The 23,968-nt window shown below is 46.6% G+C and carries 23 protein-coding genes; 9 read left to right on the forward strand and 14 right to left on the reverse strand.

Features of this window, described 5'->3' with window-relative positions:
- The first annotated feature begins 30 nt into the window (after positions 1–30).
- On the forward strand, positions 31–1,530 hold the full coding sequence (gene nhaB, locus E0D71_RS00470) for a sodium/proton antiporter NhaB (RefSeq protein WP_133001343.1): 1,500 nt from the start codon (positions 31–33) through the stop codon (positions 1,528–1,530).
- 94 nt (positions 1,531–1,624) lie between these two features.
- On the opposite strand, the gene dnaQ is transcribed toward nhaB, so the two are convergent.
- Genes dnaQ through E0D71_RS00485 form a run of 3 tightly spaced genes read right to left on the reverse strand, consistent with a single transcriptional unit; the run spans position 1,625 to position 3,515 of the window.
- The gene (gene dnaQ, locus E0D71_RS00475; RefSeq protein ID WP_133001344.1) at positions 1,625–2,338 is read right to left on the reverse strand and encodes a DNA polymerase III subunit epsilon; all 714 of its coding nucleotides are present in this window, start codon (positions 2,336–2,338) and stop codon (positions 1,625–1,627) included.
- The gene (rnhA, locus tag E0D71_RS00480) at positions 2,335–2,778 is read right to left on the reverse strand and encodes a ribonuclease HI (RefSeq protein WP_133001345.1); all 444 of its coding nucleotides are present in this window, start codon (positions 2,776–2,778) and stop codon (positions 2,335–2,337) included. The genes dnaQ and rnhA overlap by 4 nt, the downstream gene beginning before the upstream one ends.
- Positions 2,775–3,515, reverse strand: coding sequence for a methyltransferase domain-containing protein (locus tag E0D71_RS00485; RefSeq protein WP_133001346.1), 741 nt, complete (start codon positions 3,513–3,515; stop codon positions 2,775–2,777). The genes rnhA and E0D71_RS00485 overlap by 4 nt, the downstream gene beginning before the upstream one ends.
- Positions 3,516–3,618: 103 nt before the next feature.
- On the opposite strand from E0D71_RS00485, the gene gloB reads away from it, so the two are divergent.
- Positions 3,619–4,392 (forward strand): hydroxyacylglutathione hydrolase, encoded by a 774-nt coding sequence (gloB, locus tag E0D71_RS00490; protein WP_133001347.1) that lies wholly within the window; start codon positions 3,619–3,621, stop codon positions 4,390–4,392.
- Between the two features lie 55 nt (positions 4,393–4,447).
- Complete coding sequence (locus E0D71_RS00495) at positions 4,448–6,088, forward strand: LysM peptidoglycan-binding domain-containing protein (RefSeq protein WP_133001348.1); 1,641 nt, start codon at positions 4,448–4,450, stop codon at positions 6,086–6,088.
- A gap of 79 nt (positions 6,089–6,167) precedes the next feature.
- Here the strand turns inward: E0D71_RS00495 and E0D71_RS00500 are convergent, their stop codons facing one another.
- The 4 genes from E0D71_RS00500 to E0D71_RS00515 all read right to left on the reverse strand — a co-directional run bounded on the left by E0D71_RS00500 (position 6,168) and on the right by E0D71_RS00515 (position 9,537).
- Positions 6,168–6,458, reverse strand: a complete 291-nt coding sequence (locus E0D71_RS00500; RefSeq protein WP_133001349.1) for a pyrimidine/purine nucleoside phosphorylase — start codon at positions 6,456–6,458, stop codon at positions 6,168–6,170.
- Between the two features lie 85 nt (positions 6,459–6,543).
- On the reverse strand, positions 6,544–7,446 hold the full coding sequence (gene gcvA, locus E0D71_RS00505; protein ID WP_279433431.1) for a transcriptional regulator GcvA: 903 nt from the start codon (positions 7,444–7,446) through the stop codon (positions 6,544–6,546).
- 108 nt (positions 7,447–7,554) lie between these two features.
- Positions 7,555–8,901, reverse strand: a complete 1,347-nt coding sequence (locus tag E0D71_RS00510; RefSeq protein ID WP_133001351.1) for a DEAD/DEAH box helicase — start codon at positions 8,899–8,901, stop codon at positions 7,555–7,557.
- A 96-nt stretch (positions 8,902–8,997) separates the two neighbouring features.
- Complete coding sequence (locus E0D71_RS00515; RefSeq protein WP_133001352.1) at positions 8,998–9,537, reverse strand: DUF1285 domain-containing protein; 540 nt, start codon at positions 9,535–9,537, stop codon at positions 8,998–9,000.
- Positions 9,538–9,717: 180 nt separating this feature from the next.
- On the opposite strand from E0D71_RS00515, the gene E0D71_RS00520 reads away from it, so the two are divergent.
- Positions 9,718–10,674, forward strand: coding sequence for a hypothetical protein (locus tag E0D71_RS00520; protein WP_133001353.1), 957 nt, complete (start codon positions 9,718–9,720; stop codon positions 10,672–10,674).
- A gap of 114 nt (positions 10,675–10,788) precedes the next feature.
- Here the strand turns inward: E0D71_RS00520 and E0D71_RS00525 are convergent, their stop codons facing one another.
- Positions 10,789–11,817 (reverse strand): glycosyltransferase family 9 protein, encoded by a 1,029-nt coding sequence (locus tag E0D71_RS00525; protein ID WP_133001354.1) that lies wholly within the window; start codon positions 11,815–11,817, stop codon positions 10,789–10,791.
- A gap of 107 nt (positions 11,818–11,924) precedes the next feature.
- Between E0D71_RS00525 and E0D71_RS00530 the strand changes: the two genes are divergently transcribed.
- Entirely contained in the window at positions 11,925–12,635 is a 711-nt protein-coding gene (locus E0D71_RS00530; RefSeq protein ID WP_133001355.1) for a 3-deoxy-D-manno-octulosonic acid kinase, read from the forward strand.
- Positions 12,628–13,557, forward strand: coding sequence for a lipid A biosynthesis acyltransferase (locus tag E0D71_RS00535; RefSeq protein WP_133001356.1), 930 nt, complete (start codon positions 12,628–12,630; stop codon positions 13,555–13,557). The genes E0D71_RS00530 and E0D71_RS00535 overlap by 8 nt, the downstream gene beginning before the upstream one ends.
- Before the next feature lie 46 nt (positions 13,558–13,603).
- On the opposite strand, the gene E0D71_RS00540 is transcribed toward E0D71_RS00535, so the two are convergent.
- From E0D71_RS00540 to E0D71_RS00565, 6 genes are all read right to left on the reverse strand, one after another.
- Positions 13,604–14,599: an LLM class flavin-dependent oxidoreductase gene (locus E0D71_RS00540; RefSeq protein WP_133001357.1), complete on the reverse strand. Its 996-nt coding sequence runs from the start codon at positions 14,597–14,599 to the stop codon at positions 13,604–13,606.
- Positions 14,600–14,726: 127 nt separating this feature from the next.
- Positions 14,727–17,075 (reverse strand): fatty acid cis/trans isomerase, encoded by a 2,349-nt coding sequence (locus E0D71_RS00545; protein WP_133001358.1) that lies wholly within the window; start codon positions 17,073–17,075, stop codon positions 14,727–14,729.
- A gap of 193 nt (positions 17,076–17,268) precedes the next feature.
- Positions 17,269–17,871 (reverse strand): hypothetical protein, encoded by a 603-nt coding sequence (locus E0D71_RS00550; RefSeq protein WP_133001359.1) that lies wholly within the window; start codon positions 17,869–17,871, stop codon positions 17,269–17,271.
- Between the two features lie 68 nt (positions 17,872–17,939).
- The gene (locus tag E0D71_RS00555; RefSeq protein ID WP_133001360.1) at positions 17,940–18,320 is read right to left on the reverse strand and encodes a YacL family protein; all 381 of its coding nucleotides are present in this window, start codon (positions 18,318–18,320) and stop codon (positions 17,940–17,942) included.
- 11 nt (positions 18,321–18,331) lie between these two features.
- Positions 18,332–19,327: a ribosome biogenesis GTPase YlqF gene (gene ylqF / locus E0D71_RS00560; protein WP_133001361.1), complete on the reverse strand. Its 996-nt coding sequence runs from the start codon at positions 19,325–19,327 to the stop codon at positions 18,332–18,334.
- Positions 19,328–19,600: 273 nt separating this feature from the next.
- On the reverse strand, positions 19,601–20,200 hold the full coding sequence (locus E0D71_RS00565) for an ACP phosphodiesterase (RefSeq protein WP_133001362.1): 600 nt from the start codon (positions 20,198–20,200) through the stop codon (positions 19,601–19,603).
- A gap of 196 nt (positions 20,201–20,396) precedes the next feature.
- On the opposite strand from E0D71_RS00565, the gene E0D71_RS00570 reads away from it, so the two are divergent.
- From E0D71_RS00570 to E0D71_RS00580, 3 genes are all read left to right on the forward strand, one after another.
- On the forward strand, positions 20,397–21,974 hold the full coding sequence (locus tag E0D71_RS00570) for an ABC transporter substrate-binding protein (protein WP_133001363.1): 1,578 nt from the start codon (positions 20,397–20,399) through the stop codon (positions 21,972–21,974).
- A gap of 78 nt (positions 21,975–22,052) precedes the next feature.
- Positions 22,053–23,033, forward strand: a complete 981-nt coding sequence (locus E0D71_RS00575) for an ABC transporter permease (RefSeq protein WP_133001364.1) — start codon at positions 22,053–22,055, stop codon at positions 23,031–23,033.
- Positions 23,030–23,968 carry an ABC transporter permease gene (locus E0D71_RS00580; RefSeq protein ID WP_133001365.1) on the forward strand — a complete coding sequence of 313 codons (939 nt, stop codon included), beginning with the start codon at positions 23,030–23,032 and terminating at the stop codon, positions 23,966–23,968. The genes E0D71_RS00575 and E0D71_RS00580 overlap by 4 nt, the downstream gene beginning before the upstream one ends.

Genomic DNA, 23,968 nt, shown 5'->3' on the forward strand with positions numbered 1-23,968 from the left:
GCAAGCAATCCACTCATAAAGGAGCAATAAATGAAGGCCACCCTGTCACACGCGCTTAGCGACAACTTCCTTGGAGGATCGCCTCTTTGGTACAAACAAGCCGTGATCGCATTTTTAATCCTCAACCCCATTCTACTATTAACTGTTGGCCCCTTCATTACTGGCTGGATTCTTATTATTGAGTTTATTTTTACCCTTGCTATGGCGCTAAAATGCTACCCGCTTCAACCTGGCGGTTTGATTGCAATAGAGGCGGTTTTATTAGGGTTAACCAACCCTAATGGTGTGTACAAAGAAGTCATACACAACATAGACGTCATTCTATTGTTGATGTTTATGGTGGCCGGCATCTACTTCATGAAAGACATGCTGCTGTTTATTTTTAATAAGCTATTGGTAAAAATCCGCTCCAAAATCATTATCTCATTGGTTTTCAGCTTAGCCGCCGCAGTACTCTCAGCCTTCTTAGACGCCCTTACCGTCACCGCGGTTCTGATCAGCGTCAGCGTAGGCTTTTACTCTGTGTACCATAAAGTGGCGTCTGACCAAGCCAGCGGCAAATACGACAACAGCAGTGACGACCATATTTTACCCGTCAACTATCAAGACCTCGCGCAGTTTCGCGCATTTCTAAGAAGCCTGTTAATGCATGGCGCCGTGGGCACCGCGCTCGGCGGCGTCGCCACCCTAGTGGGCGAACCACAAAACCTACTAATCGCCAAGGTAGCAGGTTGGGATTTCGGTGAATTCTTTATGCGTGTGGCGCCGATTTCCATGCCAGTACTGGTATGTGGCTTATTGACCGTCATTGTATTAGAAAAAATGTCATGGTTTGGCTATGGTGCGACTTTGCCTGAGAACGTTCGCAACATCTTAAAGAACTTCGAAGAAGAGGATTCTAAAAAGAGCACCAACAAGCACAAGTCACAACTCATAGTACAAGGCATAGTCGCCTTGCTATTGGTGCTGTCATTGGCGTTTCACGTGGCGGAAGTCGGCTTGGTCGGCTTAATGGTGATAGTGCTATTAACGGCGTTTAACGGCATCACAGAAGAGCACAGAATTGGCCACGCCTTTGAAGAAGCCATGCCGTTTACCGCGTTGCTTGTGGTGTTCTTCACTGTCGTCTCTGTGATCCATACTCAGCATTTATTCCAGCCGATTATCGATCTGGTATTGAACATGCCTGAGCACTCTCAACCCATCATGTTCTTCATTGCCAACGGCGTATTGTCCGCCATCAGTGACAATGTGTTTGTGGCAACCGTCTATATTGGCGAGGTCAAAGCCGCCCTAGACGCAGGTCACATTACTCGAGAGCATTTCAACACATTGGCGGTTGCCATTAACACCGGCACCAACTTACCGAGTGTGGCAACCCCTAACGGCCAAGCGGCGTTCTTGTTTCTATTAACGTCTGCGATTGCCCCGTTACTGCGCTTATCCTACGGAAAAATGGTTTGGATGGCGTTGCCATACACCATAGTATTGAGCCTTGTTGGCGGGATTTGCGTGCTTAACTTCTTGTAAGAAGCGCTTATTCAGACACAAAAAATGCCCTTATCAAACGATAAGGGCATTTTTTTGTTGAAGCAGTTTGCTGTATTAAATAATAAACACGCAATCAGTGCTTAATACGCCACAAAGACTGGCCGGATTTTTTATCGATCAAATCCAAACGTTCCTCGTGCATTTTCAGCTCTTCATCGCTGGCTCTTAATACCTTCAACATAGGGCGATCCGCGCTCAAGCGGTGAATTTCACCTGGGTTATCATCGTCACCCGAATCTTGATCTGAGCCACTACTAAGGCCAAGGCTTGTTTGCCCGCCGGTCATCAACAAATACACATCACCCAAGATCTCAGAGTCCAATAGGGCTCCGTGCAATTCTCGGTGCGAGTTATCTATCCCGTAACGCTTACATAAAGCATCTAGGTTGTTCTTCTGGCCTGGGTGCTTTTTCCGAGCAAACACCAAACTATCAAAGACCTTACACACGTCAGCAATTTTAGGATAACCGCCAATGCGCGCAAACTCATGATCAATAAAGCCAATATCAAAGGGCGCATTGTGAATGATTAATTCTGCGCCTTTAATAAAATCAAAGAAGTCCTTGGCGATTTCATGGAATCTTGGCTTGTCCGCCAGATATTCATTACTAATACCATGAACTCGAAACGCCTCTTCTTCTACTTCACGATCAGGGTTCACATAGACATGAAAATGACGCTTAGTAAATTTTCGCCCCACCATTTCCACGCAGCCAATTTCAATGATGCGGTGACCTTGTTTGGGGTCAATACCGGTTGTTTCGGTATCTAGAATAACTTGTCTCACTGTGCAGCCCTCAGCTCATCAATACCTTGATTGGCCAGCTGGTCAGCGATTTCATTGCCTTCAATACCAGCATGCCCTTTTACCCATTTCCACGTTACGTCGTGAAATTGGCATTGTTCATCCAATGCTTGCCATAGGTCTTTGTTTTTAACTGGCTGCTTCGACGCCGTTTTCCAACCTTTGCGCTTCCAGCCTGCCAACCATTCAGTGATGCCTTTTTGCACATAAGAAGAGTCGGTATAAAGGGTGACCGTGCATTTTTCTTTTAAGGCTCTTAAGCCTTCGATGGCACCCATCAATTCCATGCGATTATTTGTGGTGTCATGCTCGCCACCACATAAACGTTTTTCATGCTCCCCAAAGGTCAACCAAGCACCCCATCCGCCAATGCCTGGGTTGCCCTTACAGGCACCGTCTGTGTATATAATTACGTCTTTCAATCTTTCATCTCTTTAGCCGCTGGCTTAGTAAAAGGAGGCACTCGCACGCGAGCGCTTTTCCAACGAGGTTTAAGGGGAATGTAACGGCGCGTTTGCTTGGTGGCCGTCATAATATAAATGCCGCCAAATGGTAATTTAAACGGGCTAAGCAAGCGCTCAATCCAATGACAGCGCTGCCGCCATGCGGCCTTTTGAAGCGGAGGCTCATAGTGCAAAAAACGCTTTTTCTCTAGCGTTAAACCGGCCACTTTCAACCAATCTTCTAAACGTCTGTGACCAATAAAGCGACCACACCAAGGTGCTTTCATGCGCTTCGAGAACAAGCGCCGAATCCCCCACAAACTCCAAGGGTTAAAGCCAATCACGATCAGCTTACCACTGGGCAATAAGGTTCGAGCGGCTTCGCGCAAATCATCGTGAGGGGTTAACGATAAGTCCAACGTGTGATGCAACACATGCACATCCACACCATCGGACTCAAGTGGCAACTCATTGGCTTTTGCCACCACAACGTTTTTAGGCGCGCCCAACTCAAGCTCCGGCACAATTAAGATACTTTCTCGCAAGCGATGTTGGTCAAGCGAAATGGCATTAAGCGGCGATTGCACAACCAGATAATAGCCCACTGCGTGGTCTATCTCGCGCTCAATCTCTGAACACTCTAAGTCACTCAGGCTTTGTCCAAGCTCTGTTTTATACCATGTCTGGAACAATTGTCTTGATTGATCATTCAACATACAATGATTCTCTACTTAAAATGACGTAAGCGCGTCATTCTTATTATTCATGCTTCACTGGACGCCACAGACCAATGAAACAAAGCAAAAGATAGGCTGTACTATGACTTTTATTCCACTTCACGCTTTCAGCGACAATTATATCTGGATAATCCAAGAGAAAGATAGCGCACACATCTGGGCAGTCGACCCAGGTGACGCAGAAGTGGTGAGTCAATATTGCCACCAACAACAGCTCACCTTGTCAGGTATTTTAATTACCCATCACCACAAAGACCATACCGGCGGCGTGCAATCGCTAAAAGACCAATTTCAGTGCCCCGTTTATGGCCCTGCTCACCTTTCTCCCATGGTGACTCATCCGTTGCAAGAAGGAGATACGGTCAAGGTGTTTTCACGCTCTTTTCGCGTACTAGAAACCCCCGGGCACACCTTGGATCATCTTTGCTATTTCAGCGACCAAGCCACCCCCGTTTTATTCTCTGGCGACACACTCTTCCGTGGCGGCTGTGGACGGATTATGGAAGGCACAGCAGAACAAATGTTGGCAGCAATGAACACGCTGTCTGCCTTACCAAACAACACCCTAGTGTATTGCACCCATGAATACACCTTGGCAAATTACCGTTTTGCTTTGCACCTAGATCACCATAACAACGACCTAATAGAGACTCAGCAAGAGTGCCAACAACGCCGTGATCGCAATACAGTGACCTTGCCCAGCTCCATACAGATAGAAAAACAAACCAATCCCTTTTTAAGAACCCATGTCCCTGCAATTGTTGCGCAAGCTGCCAAGCAATTAGGGGAAGAAATGGCCAGCAATGAAATCGCGGCCTTTAGCCAAGTAAGACGAGCAAAAGACACTTTTAGTTGACCTATACGGTCACACCTTTAGAATGTCCCGACTTTAAATTTATATTGTGAGCTCCATGACCAAGCATTTTCTTTGGGTTTTGTTTATAAGCCTAGTACTCAGCGGCTGCCAAACAGCATCCAATGTCCAGAACGAAAACAGCCAAGCAGATCTAGAAACGGATTCTGATGCGGTCGAAGCCGATGTGCAACAAACCGGCTTTATTGATACCGTTCCTCCTGTTTCGCCAGATGATGGAGACGCAACAGCAGAAGACAACGCAACCGACAATGCCGTTTCGAGCGCGCCACAACCACCGAAAGACTTGTGGGTGAGAATGCGTCAAGGTTTCAAACTTAACCTTGATATTAACAAACCTCGCTTATCTTCCCAGCTGCGTTGGTATAGCTCACATTTAAACTACCTTGACCGCGTTTCTGTCCGTGGCCAGCGCTATCTTTACTACATTGTTAGCGAATTAGAAAAAGCCGGCATTCCTTCTGAAATAGCGCTACTCCCGATTGTAGAAAGCGGCTTTGATCCATTCGGCTACAGCCATGGCCGTGCTTCCGGCCCTTGGCAGTTCATCCCATCCACCGGCCAAATGTATGGCTTAGAACAAAACTGGTGGTACGACGGTCGCCGTGACATTGTTGGCTCAACCCAAGCGGCTATCGCCTACCTCACTCGTCTACATAAGATGTTTGATGGCAACTGGCTGCAAGCATTGGCCGCTTACAACTCAGGCGAAGGCACGGTATTAAGAGCCATTAGAAAAAACAAACGCGCCGGCAAACCGACAGATTTCTGGTCACTTGACCTGCCCAATGAAACTCGCGCCTATGTGCCGAAATTGATTGCGCTGGCAAAAATCATCAAAGACCCGCAAAAGTACCATTACAAAACGCACTTTATTGCCAACAAACCGTATTTTGAAAGCGTCAACATTGGTGGCCAGCTCGACCTTGCCCAAGCCGCGGACATGGCAGACATCAGCATCGATGAAGTCTACTTGCTAAACCCGGGCTTCAACCAATGGGCAACCGCGCCTGACGGCCCACATCGTTTATTGATCCCCGTTAAAAAAGCCGGTTTGTTTCGCAAAAAACTCGCCGAGATCCCAGCTAACGAACGCGTTACCTGGGTACGTTATTCAGTCAAAGCGGGCGACAATCTATTGTTAGTAGCCAAACATCACAACACCACAGTGAGTGTGTTAGAAGAAGTGAATAAAATGTCTTCTACCATGATTCGCGTTGGTCAAGAGCTGATGATTCCGGTCGCTGGCAACAAAATTGAAAGCTACACATTAAGCTCTCACCAGCGCTTATTAGCCAAACAATCACGCGCACCGGGTCGCAATCGAATCAAGATCAACTACACAGTCAAAGCCGGTGACAGCCTTTGGTTGATTGCCAACAAATACGACACCAGCACAAAAACACTCGCGCGCTGGAACAACATGGGACTTGCAGACCCTCTTCACCTAGGTAAAAAACTGGTGATCTGGCTAGAACCCAAAGAAAATAACAGTAACCGCAGCGTGATGAAAAAAGTGGTCTACACCATTCGCTCAGGGGATTCACTTGCCATGGTAGCGAATAAATTCCGCGTCTCATTGAATGATATCCGCAAATGGAACCCGATTGTTGGCGGACAAAAATACGTTCAGCCTGGCGACAAAGTCACCTTATTGGTCAACGTTGTTGGCGGCTAACAAGCTTAGCGTTAATAAGACATAAAAAAAGGCTTCCAATTGGAAGCCTTTTTTTATCGGTATTCGTGAGCTGATCTACTTATTCGTAGCGACAAAGATACGCGGTCGTCTCTTCCACTTTTACAGAAAAAGATAAGTTCGCCTCAACAATAAAAGTCTCGCCTTTTGAAAAAGTTTTCCAAGTCGCTTCGCCTGGCAATTTCACGGTTAAACGACCAGAAACAACGGTCATGTATTCACGCTGGCTGGTACCAAATTCGTAGTCACCAACAGACATCACACCAACGGTAGAAACCCCTTCTTGGTTTTCTAGAGCGATGGACTTAACACTATCATTAAAATAACTATTAACTTTTAATTCGGTACTCATAAATATACGCAAGCCTTTCATATTAAAAACGAATTTTGGGTCAAAGCCAGTTTCCTTTCAGCTTTGTCGTTGCCCAATGACTATACTAATCCCCAACCATTTCTTCAATAATCCACTCTTTAAAAGCCGACATTGCAGGCGTCACTGTACTGCGTTTTTCATACACCAAGTAAAAAGAACGAGTACTCACCAAATGCTGATCAAACAAGACCTTCAAGGTCCCTGCTTCTATTTCTGGTCTGACCAAATCCACATTAGAAAGCGAAATACCCAAGCCTTGAGCCGCGGCTCCCGCTGTTAACGAGCCACTTGAGAACATCAGGCCTCGACGAAATACTTTCGGGTCTAAGCCATTCTGCTGCAACCAATCATGCCATTCATCCTTACGCTTGGTGACGTGCAACAAGGGATAAAAGCGCATATCTGACGGCTCATTAAGAGGCTGATCTGGTCGAATTAACTTAGGGTTGCACACAGGGAACAACTTAGCGGGGGATAAATAGTAGGCTTCCACATCCGCCCAGTCGCCATTACCAAAATACACCGCCATATCAATGTCGCCAGCCGAGAAATCGATTAAGCCGGTTGATGAGCTAATCTCTATCTGAATATCAGGGTAGCGCTCTTGAAAACGTTCCATTCGTGGCATAAGCCAGCGAGTAAGGAACGCCGGCGCAACCGCCAACTTAAGCGAGCCTATTTTCTGTTTGCTTTTCAGCTCAGCGGTCGCAAATTCCAACTGCTCAAAAATATGTTTAATGGGTTTTAAATAGGATTCTCCAGCTTCGGTTAGAATCACTTTGCGCTTCGTTCTTCGAAACAGCTCGATCCCAAGAAAGCCTTCTAAGCCCTTAATTTGGTGGCTAATCGCTGAAGGTGTCACAGACAACTCTTGAGCAGCTTTGTTAAAGCTGCCATGACGGGCAGCAGACTCAAAGCACTTCAATGAGTTTAATGGCGGTAAACGATTAATAGGCCCATCTCCAATAAAAGAGGAAAACTAATCAATAGCGTGATTTAGGCTCAACTGTCAAACAATAAAACGCTAAATCACGCACAATGTTATAAAACCATTAGATCGCTCAACGAGGCGAGACTAGGCGTCTTCATCGCCTGTGTCTGTTGGCGTTGGAAAACGCTTTGGCGGAAGTTTAAAGGCTTCAAAACCGTCTTGCTTGTTATCATGGAAACGCTCTTGCCCTGCGGCTTTACGCGGCGCTTTTTTAGTGGCCTTACGCGCTTTAGTCGCCACCGGCGTTTTGTCGAATTTACGAGCGGGTTTCGCAGGCGCCAAACCTTTGAACTTCGGCTCCAAACCTTCGATGACGTCGCTGTCAAATTTGCGCTGCAAAAAGGCTTCAATGGCTTTAAAATTGTGCCAATCTTTAGGGCCTACTAATGAGTAAGCATCCCCTTTGAAGCCAGCGCGCCCAGTACGACCTGTACGGTGCACAAACTCTTCGGCTTGCTTTGGTAAGTCAAAGTTAAAGACATGACTGACGCTGGCAATATCCAAGCCTCTCGACGCGATATCGGTACTGACCAACACAGTGAATTGCCCTTTCGCAAAACTCTCCATGACCTTATTACGTGCGGCTTGGGACAGGTTTCCATTCAGCGCTTGAGTCGTCAGCCCCCATCCTTCAATCATCTCAGCCAAGCGAGCGGTATCACTTTTGGTTGCCGTAAAGACAATCGCCTGCTTGATGGTTTGACCGGTGATAAGTTGTTTTAGAATGTCTTGCTTATGATCCAGATGATCACACAGATAAACATGCTGCTCGATGTCTTTGTGCTCATCATAGCCTTGACCAATGGCGACTCGAGAAGGCTCTTTTAGCAATTCGCTGGCGATTTCACTGACGTCTGTGTTGTCCAAGGTCGCAGAGAAGAACAGCGTTTGTCTTAAACGATGGCTGGCCGCCGAATTAATAGCACGCACTGCTTCCGCAAACCCCAGATCCAACATGCGATCGGCTTCATCAAGAATCAACAATTCCAATCCTTCCAAAAACACATGACGCTGCTTTAGGTGATCCACCAGGCGTCCAGGTGTTGCAACGATGAAGTGAGGGTCTTTTTGCAACTGTTTATGCTGATCGTTAAAGTTCTCCCCCCCTTGAATCAAGATAGAAGTATAACGACTGCCCGCTAACAACAAGCGCAGCTGACCATAAACCTGCTTAGCCAACTCTCGAGTCGGCACCAACACCACAACACGCGGGTCGCGCTTAGACAATGCACGGGTTTTATAAACGCGATGCAAAGCAGGCAAAAGGTAGGCCAGTGTTTTTCCTGATCCGGTTTTAGACGACGCCAATAAATCTCGCCCAGCCAGGGCTTCAGGAATAGCACGCGACTGAATTTCCGTCGCCTCCTCAAACCCCAAATGGTCGATGGATTTTAAAATACGATTATCAAAACCAAAATCTTTGAACAACAAGTAACCTACCCCTTTCTAAAAACGAAAACACAACCTAACGGCCGTGATGAATACGGACTATTATACCCCAGCCTAGCAAGCGCACACACGAGGATTTCACTCATCTGGGATTAATAAATACGCCTGCCCTGCACTCATCAAGCCCACCCCATTCCCTTGCGGCGTAGAGACCGCGACCAGCTCTTCAACAAGCTGATAAAAAACATTTCGGTGAAGCATCGCCTTCATGCCATAACGCATGGAAATATAAGGTCGTTCAGCGTGCTCTTCGCCCGCCAACCAAAGCTCGCAATCCTCCCCTAACACAACCACATCATCGGTTAATGTAGTGAATTCAATGGCTTGACCTTTATCGGTATCAATGTAACGCCACTTGGTCACCAAAAAAGGCGCATCCTCTACCTGTATGCGCACTTTTTCCACCGGCGTCACCAAAAAATACTCGCCGTTTTCATACCATAAAATATGCGAAAACAAGGTCACCATCTTAGGGCGCTTTATTTTATCGCCGTCGTGAATCCAGTCACCATTCGCTTTTACTACCAGATCCATGTCGCCACAGAACTCAGGATGCCATGTATGCACTGGCGGCAAGCCAGATTTCTTATCCTTTTCAAGCGCATTTAAATCAAGCATAGGAACCTCTTGTTTCGTTATAAGGTCAGTGGATCAAACTAACTCACCTCATCTTTAGTTTTATTCAAGATCAAACAGGTGATCCTGAAAGCAATTCACTGTTAGGATATACACAACATTAAAGAACAACGAAACACTTCGCAATAAGACGTGCGTTTCATCTACTTAGAGCCTGTCATCATGAAATCGGAATTAGCAACCAAGTTTGCCGACCCAAGCCGCGGCGTTTACTTCATCGGCACCACACCACCACGCTCATCCATTGAAGACGAGCAACTTGACCTTATCAGCCAAAAATTATTGCAACGCCTTGATAATATTGAAGTGGATGGCCTTATCGTTTATGACATTCAAGATGAAAGTAGCCGTATTGATAAACCACGCCCTTTTCCTTTTATGGAAACACACGACCCTCGCGCTTGGTCAAAACGCCTAAAAGACGCGTCCAACAAGCCAGTGATCACTTACAAATCCGTGTCTTCACGCTCCACAGAAGAATTCACCCAGTGGTTACAAGAAGCGTGGGATGACTTCGATATCAAAGACATCGTTTTGGTTGGCTCCCCCTCTTCTGAAGGCGACATCAAACTGCCACTGTCTGAAGCCTACGCTACTCTTGGCAAGATGCCTCTTGATTTCAATCTTGGTGGCGTCACGATTGCAGAACGTCACGCCAAGAAAAAAGACGAGCACCTACGCTTAATCAACAAATCAGAAGCGGGCTGTGAATTCTTCATCTCCCAAGCGGTGTATAACCCTCAAGCGACCGCTGACTTAATCAGTCAATATGCACAGACTTGCAAAGCACAAGGCGTAGCGCCAAAACGAGTGATCTTGACATTCACACCTTGCGGTAGCGCCAAAACATTGGAATTTATGGAGTGGTTGGGCATCTCGGTGCCTGTTGCGACCAAAAATCGCATTCTAGGTTCAGAAACCCCATTGGATGAATCTATTAAAATCTGTCGCAGCGCATTGGAATTGATTATGGAAACGGCGCTGCCTGATGGCGTGCCACTCGGCTTGAACATAGAAAGTCTCACCAACCGAAAAGAAGAGATCGATGCGTCGATTCACCTTTATAGACTGCTAAAAGCCACTCTGGATTTAAAACTAGCGGAACAAGCACTGCTTTAATACACACTCAGCAATAAAGGGTTAAAAGCGACTTGCGCGCCTCGTTTAACCCTTTATTCTTGATCACGGATCACGTCACCCTTGTCGCTTGCCCTAGTGAACCAACAAAACTCGCTAGGGAGCCAGCAAACCCAGCTGACGAACCACACTATCTACCTTTGCCATCACCGCGTCTTGGGGTAACTGAGCCATGGCGTCTTCACGATGTACCGTGGTTGCCCAAGGCAGTGCTTCTACCGACTTTCCAGACTCTTCTTCCACCAGCTCACGATACACACTGACAATATTCTCTTGGTCATTATACGGTCCTGTACGCTTTGGATTCGATAAGGCAAACAGCGCAATAACCGGTGTATTCACTATCGTCGCCATGTGCGCAGGCCCAGTGTCAGGGCTAATGATCAAGGCCGCTTTTTGAATCACGTCCAGCAGCGACGCAATGCTCGTTTTGCCCACCAGATTCAACACATCAAGCCCTTCACTCACCGCATTACAGACAGCCATTTCTCGCTCACTCGGCCCACCGGTCACCACCACAGCAAGCCCTTTCGACAAAAGTGACTCAATCACACGTCGGTAGCCTGCTAAGGTCCAGTCTTTGGTTACCTTTGAACCACAAGGGTTCACCACCACAAAACGTTCCGGCAACGACAGACCACTCTCAGGAATAGACAAACGCCAAGCCGGTGCTTGGTTCGGCACATCAATCGCTCGCGCTAATGACATCAAGGCATCCAATACATGCTTTCCTGTGGGCTCTGGCGCCAATTCATTAACAAACCAATGCTGCTTTTCACGAGAATGGGACTTCGCAAAACCAATGCGTCTTTTCGCACTCAATACTCGGGTTAATAAGCTCGCTCGCAATGACCACTGCATATGCAACAAAATATCGAAGTTGACGCCTTTGAGCGACTTACCCAAGGCGAACAAGCCCTTAAACCCTGATTTTTTATGGTAAATGCGCACATCGATATTCGGCATCAAACGAACCAATTGCGCCTCAGCAGGCCCAGTTATCCAGGTGATTTGGGCATCGGGGTAGCGCGCTTGTATTGCGGTTACCACAGACATTGCGTGGCAAACATCGCCCAACGCCGACAATCGTACTATGGCAATTCGTTGAATGCTTTCTTGTGTCATCTTATCCTCAAGTGCTGTTTAAAATCGGCGATTATTATAGAATAGGCTGCTTTGAATGTGTCTAAATTTATCTGGCACAATAAATGAACAATGATTAAGCGAGCCCTATGCCGGATCCTCATATTATTGACGCCAACACCACACTCTTGTGTAGCAAGGCGTCTCTGCCTATTGAATCAGACTGGTTCTCAGCGGATTATTGGCAAAAGAAAAATGCCCTGATCGGCACGGGACACGGTCGTGGTGAAGTGTGGTTTATTAACAGCGAGTTTGGAAACTTCGTCATGCGTCGCTATCGACGCGGTGGATTGATCGCGAAATTTAATAAAGACGCCTTTTTATTTACCAAACCAAGCGACACGCGCCCTTGGCAAGAACTAAGCTTGCTTGAAACCATGGTCGAGCTTGGCTTACCAGTACCACAGCCGATTGCGGGTATCTATCGGAAAAAATGGGGCTTTTATCGCGCCCATTTATTAACCCAAACCATTGAAGACGCTACCGACTTATTCGACATACTTAAAGCCGGCAACAGCGACTCAGTAGACTGGAAAAACATAGGCCATGTGATACAAGAGTTTCATCGACACGGCATACATCATAGTGATCTTAACTGTCACAATATCATGATCGACAAACAGCAAAAAGTTTGGATCATTGATTTTGACAAATGCGAGCAACGCGAAATACATGACGAGTGGACTCAAGGCAACATCAACCGCCTAAAGCGTTCACTCGATAAAGAGTCTCAAATACACACAAATTTTAACGTCTCTGATGCTCAGTGGCGTGATTTACTGGAGGGATATCGTGGCTAAGAAAAGCACGACAGAATTAACATTCAAGCAGCTACTTGCACCCAAATACTGGCTAACTTGGCTGGCCATGTCCATCACCTATCTGGTCAGCTTTCTGCCTTGGCGTGCCAAGCAGACACTGGGAAAATACTTGGGTTTATTACTGCATAAAACCGCCGCTCGTCGTCGCCACATATGCGACGTTAACTTGCAAATCTGCTACCCAGACATGACCCCAGAAGAGCGCAAAGCACTCACTCGCCAACACTTTATTAGTGCTGGCAAAGGGTTTCTAGAGACCTTTGATGCCTGGTATCAGCCAGCATCGAAACTGATGCCTAGAGTGGATTTCGACTCACAAGCCGTGGTTGATAAAGCCCTTGAAGCGGGCAAAGGCTGCATTCTGATCAGCGGCCACTTTGCGCCATTGGATTTGTGCGGCACCCTTATTGCCAGTCACCTAGACCTGCACCCGATTTATAAACGCCAAAATAATCCTGTGTTTAACTGGGTCATGGAGCATCAACGCAAAAAAGTCTACAGCAAAACCATCGAACGCTCAGACATGCGAGAAGTACTGAAATCCCTTAAGTTAAACAAGCCAGTCTGGTACGCAGTCGACCAAGATTACGGACGCAAGCACTCTGTTTTCGCTCCTTTCTTTGGTCGCGAATGCGCCACCATTTCTCATATTGGCCGCATCGCTAAAATGACGAAAGCACCTGTTTTGATGTTGGACTACGGACGCACAGAAAACGGTTACACGTACCGCTTTACCGAAGTAGAAAACTACCCAACCGAAGACGACGTGACCAACGCCACCATTATCAACAAGCTCATGGAAGACGCTATTTCGACCAAAAAAGAGCAATACCTTTGGTCTCACCGTCGCTTTAAAACTCAGCCTGTAAAGGGCGATCCTTCCCCTTACAACGACAAGTAAAGCCGAATATAAGAGCCCCAAAACCTAACCTGTGGGGCTCTTATTATTAAGCACTCAATTCGTCTCGCACTTCCGCCATCAGAGCCAGTGCCTGCAAGCGTTTCTGGGCATCAAAAATGGGAAAAGAGACAATCAGCTCATCAATGCCTGTCTTTTCGACAAAGCTTTTCATCTTAAACTTCACCGACGCTTTTGAGCCAACAAACGCATACTGCAACGTATGGTGAATCATGTGTTTCTCGCTAGCAGACCAAAGCGCATCCATTGATTCTACAGGCTTCGCAAAGGGCACATTATTACCCCGACGCAAATTGATAAATTGCTGCTGGACGGAAGTAAATAGGTAGGCGGCCTCTTCATCCGTCTGTGCAACAACAGCCATCACACCCGCCATCGTTCGAGGCACAGGGTTTTCTTCTGTTGGTCGATAATGGCGACGGTACACGGTTAAGGCTTGAATTAATTGATCGGGGGCAAAATGGGAAGCAAACGAATAAGGCAAGCCAAACTCAGCGGCAACTTGCGCACTGTATAAACTGGACCCTAGCATCCAAATAGGCACTTGGGTATTGCGACCTGGAACCGCAATGACTTTTTGATTGCTCGTCGGCTTACCCAGCAACTGCTGCAATTCCTGTACATCATCAGGGTATTGATCCACCGCGGCGTTCATATTACGACGCAAGGCTCTTGCGGTTTGCATGTCGGTGCCCGGCGCTCGCCCTAAACCTAAATCAATACGATTCGGGTACAGCTCCGCCAAGGTGCCAAATTGCTCCGCAATAATCAAAGGTGAGTGATTCGGCAGCATAACACCGCCAGAACCCAATCGAATGGTGCTCGTTGCCGCACCGAGATGAGACAATAAAACAGCGGGCGAAGAACTCGCCACATTAGTCATGCCGTGGTGTTCAGCCAACCAGAAGCGCTTGTACCCCTTCGCCTCTGCCTGCTGAGCCATTAACCGACTTTGAGCAAAAGAATCAGAGATACTGCTCCCTTCCGTAATAGGCGAAAGGTCAAGAATAGAAAGTGGAATCATAGCGCTCGTCCATTGAATAGAATATACCCCATTATCTGGGGTAATCTACTCAATAGACAAGGCTCAAAGTTTGCAGCAAATGCAAAAGATTCGAGATATCTCGATATATCTATAAACAACGTTCGTACTAGCGGTTTTCTAAACGGTTGTAATCCAGAATACCACTTTCTCTTGGTCTCGCTTCGCGATTGTATTTATCAACCGCATCACTGACAGACCAAAAACGAGGGTCCGTTCGGCGCACGCCAAAATGCGCCATCAGGTTCGAATAATCCTTTGCCGTTGCCATATTAGCAATCTCTTCTGTAAAGGCTTTCAACTTGCCTTCATCCACTTCCATAAAGGCATTCGGATAATCCCCTAACACCCCTTTAACAACCGTTACGCTGTCTTCATTAGGCAAACGTGCCGCCGCTTCATCAAACAGACTTGAAATATTCGAGTGTGCTTTATTATGAATCAGACTAATCACTTCTTTTGGTGCGCCATTTTTCGTCACCAACACCAACGCGGTATTAGGCAAATAACGCAAGCCTTCCCCTTTGAGCGTCTGTAAGTGCTTCAGGGTGGCAATTTCTTTGCGGGTTAAACGACTGGTTTCCAAGTCACGACTGTGGTCCAGCACCTTCGACAAATGTTCGCGCAGCTGATCATAAAGTTCAGACTGATAATGGGTTGTCTTATAATGAATCTGCGATTGTACTGGCACCTTGATGTAGTCACTAAAAATGTAGTTTTTAATGCTTTGATTGGCGTCACGGTACCAATACTGACGAACTTTCTCACGCTGGTCTTTTGGCAAAAGAAGCAAGAAGTTCATTTCCCCTTCCATGCGCAAAAAGTCCATATAAAGACGAGTGTCTAATTGGTGACCCACGTTGCCATACACATCAAAGCCCGCCACCAACAAGTAGTGAATACGCTCTAATAATGGGTAATCAATTAGCCATGCTGTTTTGGGTTTTTGCCCGACGAGCCCTTTCACAACGGTCGCATTATCAAAATGCCTAAAAATGGTCAGTGCGGCATTTTTGTTATAACCATAGCCATCCCAAATAAGGTCCAAATTAATCGGCGCACCCGCATTTACCTCTTTCTCAATCAACTTAGCTTTCGCGGACAAATACGATTTCTGCTGCTCAGAAAAACGCACCCAAGAACTCAACGGCAAGGCATTACTTGAACTGACCGCCGGCATATCCAAATGCTGCACCTGATTTTCTAAGAAATCCGATGTTTCTTTGTTATAGGTTAAGTCAGGGTTAACAAAATACACCCAGAAGTTTTCATTGATGACGTTAACCGCAACTTGGCCACGACACACAGGCCCTTTAATAAAGGACATAATGGTGTCTTGAGCGTGATCCAATAAGAATCGGTAACGGGCATCCGCTGGAATCTCTTGAAACGCTTTAAATGGGTTGGTGGCGACTTCGCGGTCATAACCTGGGTCTTTAGTGACCTTATAATCGGTCGCGTAGAAGTACGAATTCCAACGCTTGTAAACCGCTTCATCCAACTGGAATGGAATATGGTTTTTCTGAACAATCACTTCAGGGTCTTGCCACAAGCGATAGTAGACATGATCGACACCTGGCGGATCGTATGGGCGACGTGTGGCAATACGCTCAATCGGTTGTCCTGGCGGCGTTTTCGAACGCACCAATCTAAACGGCTGATCATTGCCTTTGCCAAGGTACAAGCTATACAGATAAATGTGCTCATAGATATAGCGTGAAATTAATTGCCCTTTTAAATTCGACGAATTAAAGCGCTTTTCCCACAAGGCGACTAACTTTTGCATTTTGTCGGACAAGGGCGCCTGTTTTGGCATCTTGCCGCCTTTGGCTAACCATTGAGATAAAATATCAAACTCATCCGCACTCAATGCCGGCAACCCATAGGGCATGCCCCATTTCGGGTAGTTCAATTTGAAATCACCGTATTCTTCGATCGTGGAGCACTGCTGATTTCTGGCTAAAGAAAAATCGTAATCATCGGATAATACGGGCTGGTTAAAGTTGCCTTGTTGCTTGCGCAAAGAAATGGCCTGATAAATCAAACTGCCATTTAGGTTTGCAGCTGGGCTTTGTCCGCGCTCGTTAAGCGCTGGGTAAAAGCCTTTTTTACGCCATTCCTCTGGGGAATGCGCATCAATGTACAGTCGCGTAGGCTTTGCCGCTAATAAACGCGTGCCATCGTAAACAAGGTCTTTCGAACCGCCGCGCTCAATCCCTTCTTTGCCTGTGAGCTTCAGCTGACAAGGCGCATCGTAACAAGCATGACAAGAGACACATCTATGATCCAAAATGGGACGGACTTTTTCATTATAAAAATCAGCGTCTTTCTGAGACACATCGACATCACGATTAGAGACTTTTTCAACACCGTACATTTGATCCAAGTTCTGCGAAGCAAACACAGCACAACCTGTTACAAACAGTATTGAAAGAATAACCACCAATGCTCTTGGCATAAGAATTTCCTAGATGGGATTAGATATATTAATAAGATAGCGTAGTGGGAGGGGAATTTACCATTTCTTTACTATGATTTTTACCTTGAAATGGTAAGAGAATGTGGCAATTCAACGCAGCAATTAAGCCCATTGCTTTTTTGGCATAAAAAAACGCCCATTACGGGCGTTTCTCTAACTCTGTCGTGAAATCTTACTCTTCTTCGACAAGCAAACCATCTTCTTCGTAGTCGTCGGCCAATTCATAGGCATCATCACCCATATCATCGTTGGCCAACATCAAGGCTTCTTCATACGCCCCACCAAACTCGATGCGGGTAATATCGTACAAGTCATATTCAAAAGTATCGTCAAACCAGCGCGCGTCTGAACCAATTTCTTCTAGCTCATAGGTCACAGCATCGGCACGAACAACACGACCGATTTCACAGCTGTCTACTTCAACTTCTTCACGGTGCAGTGTCACCAAGCCGTATTCTTCGCTGATATCAATCAACAATACTGCAAGGTCTTCTAAATCCACTTCAGGATCAACGACCTGCTCTTCACGAAGAGCAAGTACGCGTTTTTGAAAATCGTTAAAAGGGGCAGGATGCACAAAATCGCTGATGTCTTCCAAAAATAATATTTGGTAACCATTGAGATGCACACTGTCATCAATTAACTGGAGCAGAACCATTTCTTCGTTGGCGTCCACAACAAAGCCATCAGTCCAACTTTCTGGACCATCTAATTCTTCGCGAAAAATGCGAACGACATTATTTCGATTGCGGGCTTTTTCCAATTCGACGAGCATATCGGCTCCCTAAAAACGTAAAAAAATAAATCTAGCGCTAGTGTAAACCCAGCCAGCGCTAGGAACAACTATTGAAGCACCTCATGCCAGTTTTCAACCATGTCTACCAGGTCTTCTAGACCACATTCCGCTTTAATGCCGTCGGTAGATGGTCGATAGAAACTGTCTTGCGAATCAAACATGGCTTTAATTTCTTCTTCCGCCTCGCTCATGTCCACTTGACGAGAAACCACCACACCCTCTTCGCTGATAATCACTTCGAACGGGCCATGTTGAAACTGCGTCGTTTCTTTTTCATATTCAGCCAATCGTGCAGCTGACAAGACGCGCTGAATATTTTCTTTATCGATAACAAACTGGGTAACCCACTCAGCAATAGCAGCGAACTCATAATCAGCGTAGATACGATAGCGGCTTTCTTCCTGATCAAAGGCAATTTCATAATCCATGACTTTGAACCTCACTTATTCTCATCATTCGACTGAGCATGGGCTTGTTTCGCCTGCTCGTCACGGTATTTTCTATTTTTATCTTGTTGTCGCTGCGGAATCGCGGCCGCTAATCTGGCTTGTCTTTCCGCTTCTTTTTTCGCTTTGGCTTCTTCGACCAACTGCTCTTCATGAGCAATCATCTCAGGTGTTTCCATAACATAAGGACCAATGGCGCCAGTACGAACATCATTCAAGAACACTTCAGCGGCTTTGTGCATATCAATCTTGCCACCAGCGCGTAACGCACCACGTTTCGAGCCAATCACTTTCAGCACTTCAACAGGATCGGTAGACAGCTCTTTAAGTTTGTAGCGAGCTTGTAACGCTGCAGCGTAATCGGTGATAAAAAACTTCAAGCCCACCACAGCAACGTCTTCATAATTAATCGCCGTGGCTCTCACCGCGCCAGTCACCGCCAAACGGTAGCTGGCGTCTGGGTTTTCTATTTTTGGCCACAAAATGCCTGGTGTGTCCAACAATTGAAATCCGTTGGTCACTTTCAGTTTTTGCTGGGCTTTTGTCACCGCAGGCTCATCGCCTACTTTTGCCACACGTCGACCTAACAAGGCGTTCATTAAACTGGATTTTCCGACGTTTGGAATACCGGCAATCATCGCTCGAATCGGTTTTTCTGCCGTGCCTCTATGGGGCACCATTTGGCTAACCCATTGGCTGATTTTGGCCACATCGGCTTTATCTTGAGTAGAAAAAGGATGCGCCATCACGGTTTCACTGCCACGCCAATGATCCAGCCATAACACCAGTCGATCACGGTCGGCTAAGTCTTTTTTATTCAATAAGCGCAGAACCGGCACAACGCCACGCAATGTATTCAACATTGGGTTCTGACTAGAATCTGGAATGCGCGCATCCAATACTTCGATGACAATATCGACCTGTGTCATCACTTCTTCGATTTCTCGACGCGCCTTGTTCATGTGTCCTGGATACCACTGAACGCTCACCCCTAATTACCTCTCTAATCGCCATGTATTTTGCGGTTGCGCAGTCTACCACAACTTCGCAATGAAGAATCATAAATTAGCGCCCAACTAAACCATTGCGAGATTTGAAAATAGGTTGCCTTAAAAAACCACGGCCGCTCTTTTTCATGACCTGCGTCACAACGCTAAATTGGCACTCAACTACAATCACTAGGTCCTCAACACTGAGCCATACTACCCTGACCATGGTTCGCTGTTTCTGAGGGTGATCTCTCGATCGGACATTAGTCCAAATTAGCCGAGGTGGCCCACCACCTCGGCCTTTTTTACTTCCTGATCAACAAAGCTTAAAAGATCTGGGTAGAGCGCTAAAAAGACCGCTTCACCCTGTTGTATCACGGTAGGCAATTCGTCTAAAAAAGGCTGTAAGTGCGCCCCATGACGCCAACGGCGCATAATCGAATGCAGGGCATTTTCAACCCCTTGCCTTGTTCCCAACTCCGCCAACCAATTGTGCTGTTGCAACGAATAAATCATTTTCTGCAAACGAGCCGGACAGCGGTTTACATCACTCAGCAACCCTTGCACCGCCGTTTGGCAAAAAGTATCCAGCGGCAGCGGCGAGAACCTCGACCAATTTTGGATCAGCCAATAGTCCATCACAATATCTTGAACTATGCCTGAAAAGCGCCGACGACCGGCTCGCGACATAGAGCGAAACGCCACACTGGCGTCGTGTTCATCCACCATCACATCGACTTTTTGGTGCAATTGCCAACCGGAATGCAAATCGGCGGGTAATTCACTCACCACCACAGGAAAATCACCCAGTAAATTACCTGCCCAAGAGGTATTGGTTTCATACGCAATATGCAGGTGTGCAAAGTAATTCATGTACAGACCTTAAATTCAGTAAAAAAAGTGTTTTTGATTAAAAACGACCGATTTAGATCCTTGCTATATTTTTACGCAATATTTTGTAATTATAGTATCCAATCGAATGGTCAACTTTTATAAACCTGACCCATTTATCTAGGCAGGATTATATGATCTCTTGCTCTTTTTTGTTGGTTGTAATAGAGACAAAAGCATGTTTATCAGCGCACTACATCACCTAAAACTCAATCACTGTCGTTTTTTTGCTCGTGCTTTTTTGCTGTCCATCACCACATTATTAACGTGTCAGACGGTCTCGGCGGTGACACTTAAAATGGCGTTTGATGCCGATCCCGTGTCGCTCGACCCCCATGAACAATTATCTGAAGGCACATTGCAGTTTTCGCACATGGTCTTTGATCCATTAGTACGCTGGAAACAAAACGGGCAAATCGAACCTCGCTTAGCCACCCACTGGAAACAAATCACCCCCACCACCACACGCTTTTTCTTGCGTAAACACGTGCATTTTCAAACCGGCAATCTGTTTACCGCCGAAGACGTTGCTTACACCATTCGACGACTAAAACGCTCTCCAGACTTTCGCGCCATGTTTGACTCCATCAGCTCGGTCGTCGTCATCAATAAATACACAGTCGACATTCGCTCCACGAACACCAACCCTTTGTTACTCAACATCATGACCTATGTTTTTCCAATGGATAAGGTGTTTTACCAAGGCCGCGATGAAATCATTAAATTTGGTAATTCATTTGCCTCTCAGCGCGTATCAGGCACAGGTCCTTTTATCGTCCAAGAGCGCGAACCCGGCGTACGCATGGTGCTCACTCGTAATAAAGATTATTGGGATACAAAATCAAAAGGCAATGTTGATAAGATTATTCTTACCCCCATCAAAACAGACTCTACACGATTGGCCGCCCTTCTTTCTGGCGATGTAGACTTTATTTTTCCGGTGTCTCCCATTGACATCGAGCGCACCAAAAACAGCAAAGGCATAAAAATCATCACCCTACCAACTGGGCGCATTCTGTTACTGCACCTAAATGAGAAACGTCGCCCAGAATTTCGCGATGTCAGAGTTCGCCGCGCAATTAACTTGGCCATCAACCAACAGCTTATCGTCGAAAAAATACTCCGCGGCTACGCGATCCCCGCAGGCCAACTCAGCGCAAGCAAGTTCCTCGGCCATGTAGACAGCATAAAACCCGAATACAATTTGCCCAAAGCGCTTGAGCTAATGAAGCAGGCAGGATATGAAAAAGGCTTTCGTGTCAGCATGATGGCCCCCAACAATCGCTACATGAACGACGACAAAGTGGCCCAAGCCATCGCCGCCATGCTGGGTCGCATACACATTACCGTCGACCTAAAAACTTTGCCCAAAGCCCAATATTTTCAGCAGTATGATGAAAGGGCCGCCGACATTATGATGCTAGGCTGGCAATCGGACACCGAAGACTCCAACAACTTATTTGAATTTATTATTGCTTGCCAAGATGCCAAATCCGGCCTGGGCGCTTATAATGCCAGCGAATATTGCGCGCCAAGCATTAATGAAGACATTAAACTCGCAAACCGTGAAATGAACCCAGAAAAGCGCGCTCGAATCATGCAGCAAGTGGAAATCAAGCTGCATAATGATGCCGCGATTGTGCCACTCTATTGGCAGTACAACACCTGGGCCGCTAAAAACAACTTACACATCGAAAGCATTGTGAATGATCAAAATTACCCTTTCCTTGGAGACCTTGTCATTGATGAAAAATAGTCTCCGCGAAAACCACCTATATTATGCCCAAGCACCGTTTTTGACTCATTTTTGTTTTGAGGGAGTGGCGCAGGACTAATGCTTGTTTTTCTTCTCCGCCGTTTAGTCCAAGCCATTTTTGTGATGATCATCATCAGCGCAATCAGCTTTGCGATTCAGAACAAACTGGGCGACCCTGTCCAGCAACACATGTCGATGACGGTGTCTCCAACAGAACGCGCTCAACTTAGACAAGAGTTAGGACTCAACGACAGCATAGTGGTGCAATATTGGCGCTTTGCTAAAAAAGCCATTCACGGCGACCTAGGCACCTCTTATTATTATAAAGAGCCAGTGTTGGATGTTATTTTTAAAAAGCTCCCAGCCACCGTCGAACTGGCTTTTTGCGCCATTATTATAGTGATCGGCATCGCCACGCCCTGTGGTATTTTGGCGGCCATTAAACCCAGAAACATTGTCTCTAGACTGGTTGTGGCACTGAGTACCATGGGGCTTTCCATCCCCATTTTTATCGTCGCCATATTTTTGGTTTATGTGTTTTCTATCAAGCTACACCTAGCCCCCAGCTTTGGGCGCGGTCAAACCACCAATGTATTTGGCTTATGGGACAGCGGGTTGTTTTCAAAAGACGGGCTACGCCATCTTATTTTGCCAAGCATCACGCTCGCCTTCGCCTTAATGCCGATTTTCGTACGCTTAATCCGCGCCGAAATGATGGAAGTGCTGCAATCGGACTACATTCGTTTTGCCTGGTCTAAAGGCTTACCTACGCGTCGTATTTACTTTATTCACGCGCTAAAAAACACCATGCTGCCTGTCATTACCGTTGGCGGTATTCAGGCTGGGACGCTCGTCGCTTACACCATTTTGACCGAATCTATTTTCCAATGGCCCGGCATGGGCTTTCTCTTTATGGACGCCGTCAGTCGCGTGGATACGCCGCTCATTGCCGCTTATTTGATCGTCGTAGGCGGTATTTTTGTGATCACCAATACGTTCGTCGATTTGATCTATGGATTAGTGAACCCCACTGTAAAACTGGCAAACCACGGCCTATGAAATATTTTAAGAAAGACATTATCCCCCCTACGCCAAACAGTCGCTGGAGTCACATCTGGACAGGTTTCATTGGCGACAAACTGGCCACACTCTCACTGGCTATTTTTGTCTTTTATTGTTTTGTCGCGATCTTTGCTCCTCTGCTTGCGCCCTACAATATCAACAACCCCAACTTCATGGATTTGGCAAACGCTGAAATTGCGCCTCGTTGGATCAGTGGTGACAGTCGCTTTTTGCTCGGTACCGACGCCCAAGGCCGCGACATGCTGTCGGTGATTTTATACGGCACCCGATTGTCTCTAACCATAGGCGTGTGTGCCGTCTTGATTCAGGCAACGCTAGGCATTTGCATTGGCTTAATCTCTGGTTACCTTGGTGGCCGTACCGACAATTTTCTGATGCGCGCCGCCGACATTCAATTGTCCTTCTCCACCATGATGGTCGCGATTGTTTTCTTAGCCATCTTCCAAGCACTTTTTGGCATGGCCATGTACCAACAACTCGCCATGCTGATGCTAATTTTGGTGATTGGGTTAGCCGAATGGCCTTTATTTGCGCGCACCATTCGCGCCTCGGTATTGGCCGAAAAACAAAAAGAATACGTCGATGCCGCCCGTATCATGGGCATTAGTCCAAAACGCATTATGTTTAAACACATTCTGCCCAATACGCTCACCCCAGTGCTGGTGATTTTTACGGTACAAATTTCCAACGCCATTGTGGCAGAGGCGGCGCTTTCTTTCTTAGGGTTGGGCATGCCGGCGAACGATCCATCATTAGGCGCGCTCATTTCGGTGGGGTTCAGCTATATGTTCTCAGGCTCATGGTGGATTTGTGTCATTCCAAGCGTCACCCTCATCATCCTCATTTTGGTCATGAATATGCTCGGTGATTGGTTACGAGATCACCTTAATCCAAGGACTTACAAAGACTAG

This window comes from Marinomonas sp. KMM3893 (assembly GCF_004352855.1).
In the GTDB taxonomy this organism is placed as follows: Bacteria; Pseudomonadota; Gammaproteobacteria; order Pseudomonadales; family Marinomonadaceae; genus Marinomonas; species Marinomonas arenicola.

Excerpts from the sequence above, each read along its gene's own strand:
- nhaB (WP_133001343.1), top strand. The coding sequence starts at position 31 with ATGAAGGCCACCCTGTCACACGCGCTTAGCGACAACTTCCTTGGAGGA.
- E0D71_RS00485 (WP_133001346.1), bottom strand. The coding sequence starts at position 3,515 with ATGTTGAATGATCAATCAAGACAATTGTTCCAGACATGGTATAAAACA.
- gloB (WP_133001347.1), top strand. The coding sequence starts at position 3,619 with ATGACTTTTATTCCACTTCACGCTTTCAGCGACAATTATATCTGGATA.
- E0D71_RS00495 (WP_133001348.1), top strand. The coding sequence starts at position 4,448 with ATGACCAAGCATTTTCTTTGGGTTTTGTTTATAAGCCTAGTACTCAGC.
- E0D71_RS00500 (WP_133001349.1), bottom strand. The coding sequence starts at position 6,458 with ATGAGTACCGAATTAAAAGTTAATAGTTATTTTAATGATAGTGTTAAG.
- E0D71_RS00515 (WP_133001352.1), bottom strand. The coding sequence starts at position 9,537 with ATGCTTGATTTAAATGCGCTTGAAAAGGATAAGAAATCTGGCTTGCCG.
- E0D71_RS00520 (WP_133001353.1), top strand. The coding sequence starts at position 9,718 with ATGAAATCGGAATTAGCAACCAAGTTTGCCGACCCAAGCCGCGGCGTT.
- E0D71_RS00525 (WP_133001354.1), bottom strand. The coding sequence starts at position 11,817 with ATGACACAAGAAAGCATTCAACGAATTGCCATAGTACGATTGTCGGCG.
- E0D71_RS00530 (WP_133001355.1), top strand. The coding sequence starts at position 11,925 with ATGCCGGATCCTCATATTATTGACGCCAACACCACACTCTTGTGTAGC.
- E0D71_RS00540 (WP_133001357.1), bottom strand. The coding sequence starts at position 14,599 with ATGATTCCACTTTCTATTCTTGACCTTTCGCCTATTACGGAAGGGAGC.
- E0D71_RS00545 (WP_133001358.1), bottom strand. The coding sequence starts at position 17,075 with ATGCCAAGAGCATTGGTGGTTATTCTTTCAATACTGTTTGTAACAGGT.
- E0D71_RS00550 (WP_133001359.1), bottom strand. The coding sequence starts at position 17,871 with ATGCTCGTCGAATTGGAAAAAGCCCGCAATCGAAATAATGTCGTTCGC.
- E0D71_RS00555 (WP_133001360.1), bottom strand. The coding sequence starts at position 18,320 with ATGGATTATGAAATTGCCTTTGATCAGGAAGAAAGCCGCTATCGTATC.
- E0D71_RS00565 (WP_133001362.1), bottom strand. The coding sequence starts at position 20,200 with ATGAATTACTTTGCACACCTGCATATTGCGTATGAAACCAATACCTCT.
- E0D71_RS00570 (WP_133001363.1), top strand. The coding sequence starts at position 20,397 with ATGTTTATCAGCGCACTACATCACCTAAAACTCAATCACTGTCGTTTT.
- E0D71_RS00575 (WP_133001364.1), top strand. The coding sequence starts at position 22,053 with ATGCTTGTTTTTCTTCTCCGCCGTTTAGTCCAAGCCATTTTTGTGATG.
- E0D71_RS00580 (WP_133001365.1), top strand. The coding sequence starts at position 23,030 with ATGAAATATTTTAAGAAAGACATTATCCCCCCTACGCCAAACAGTCGC.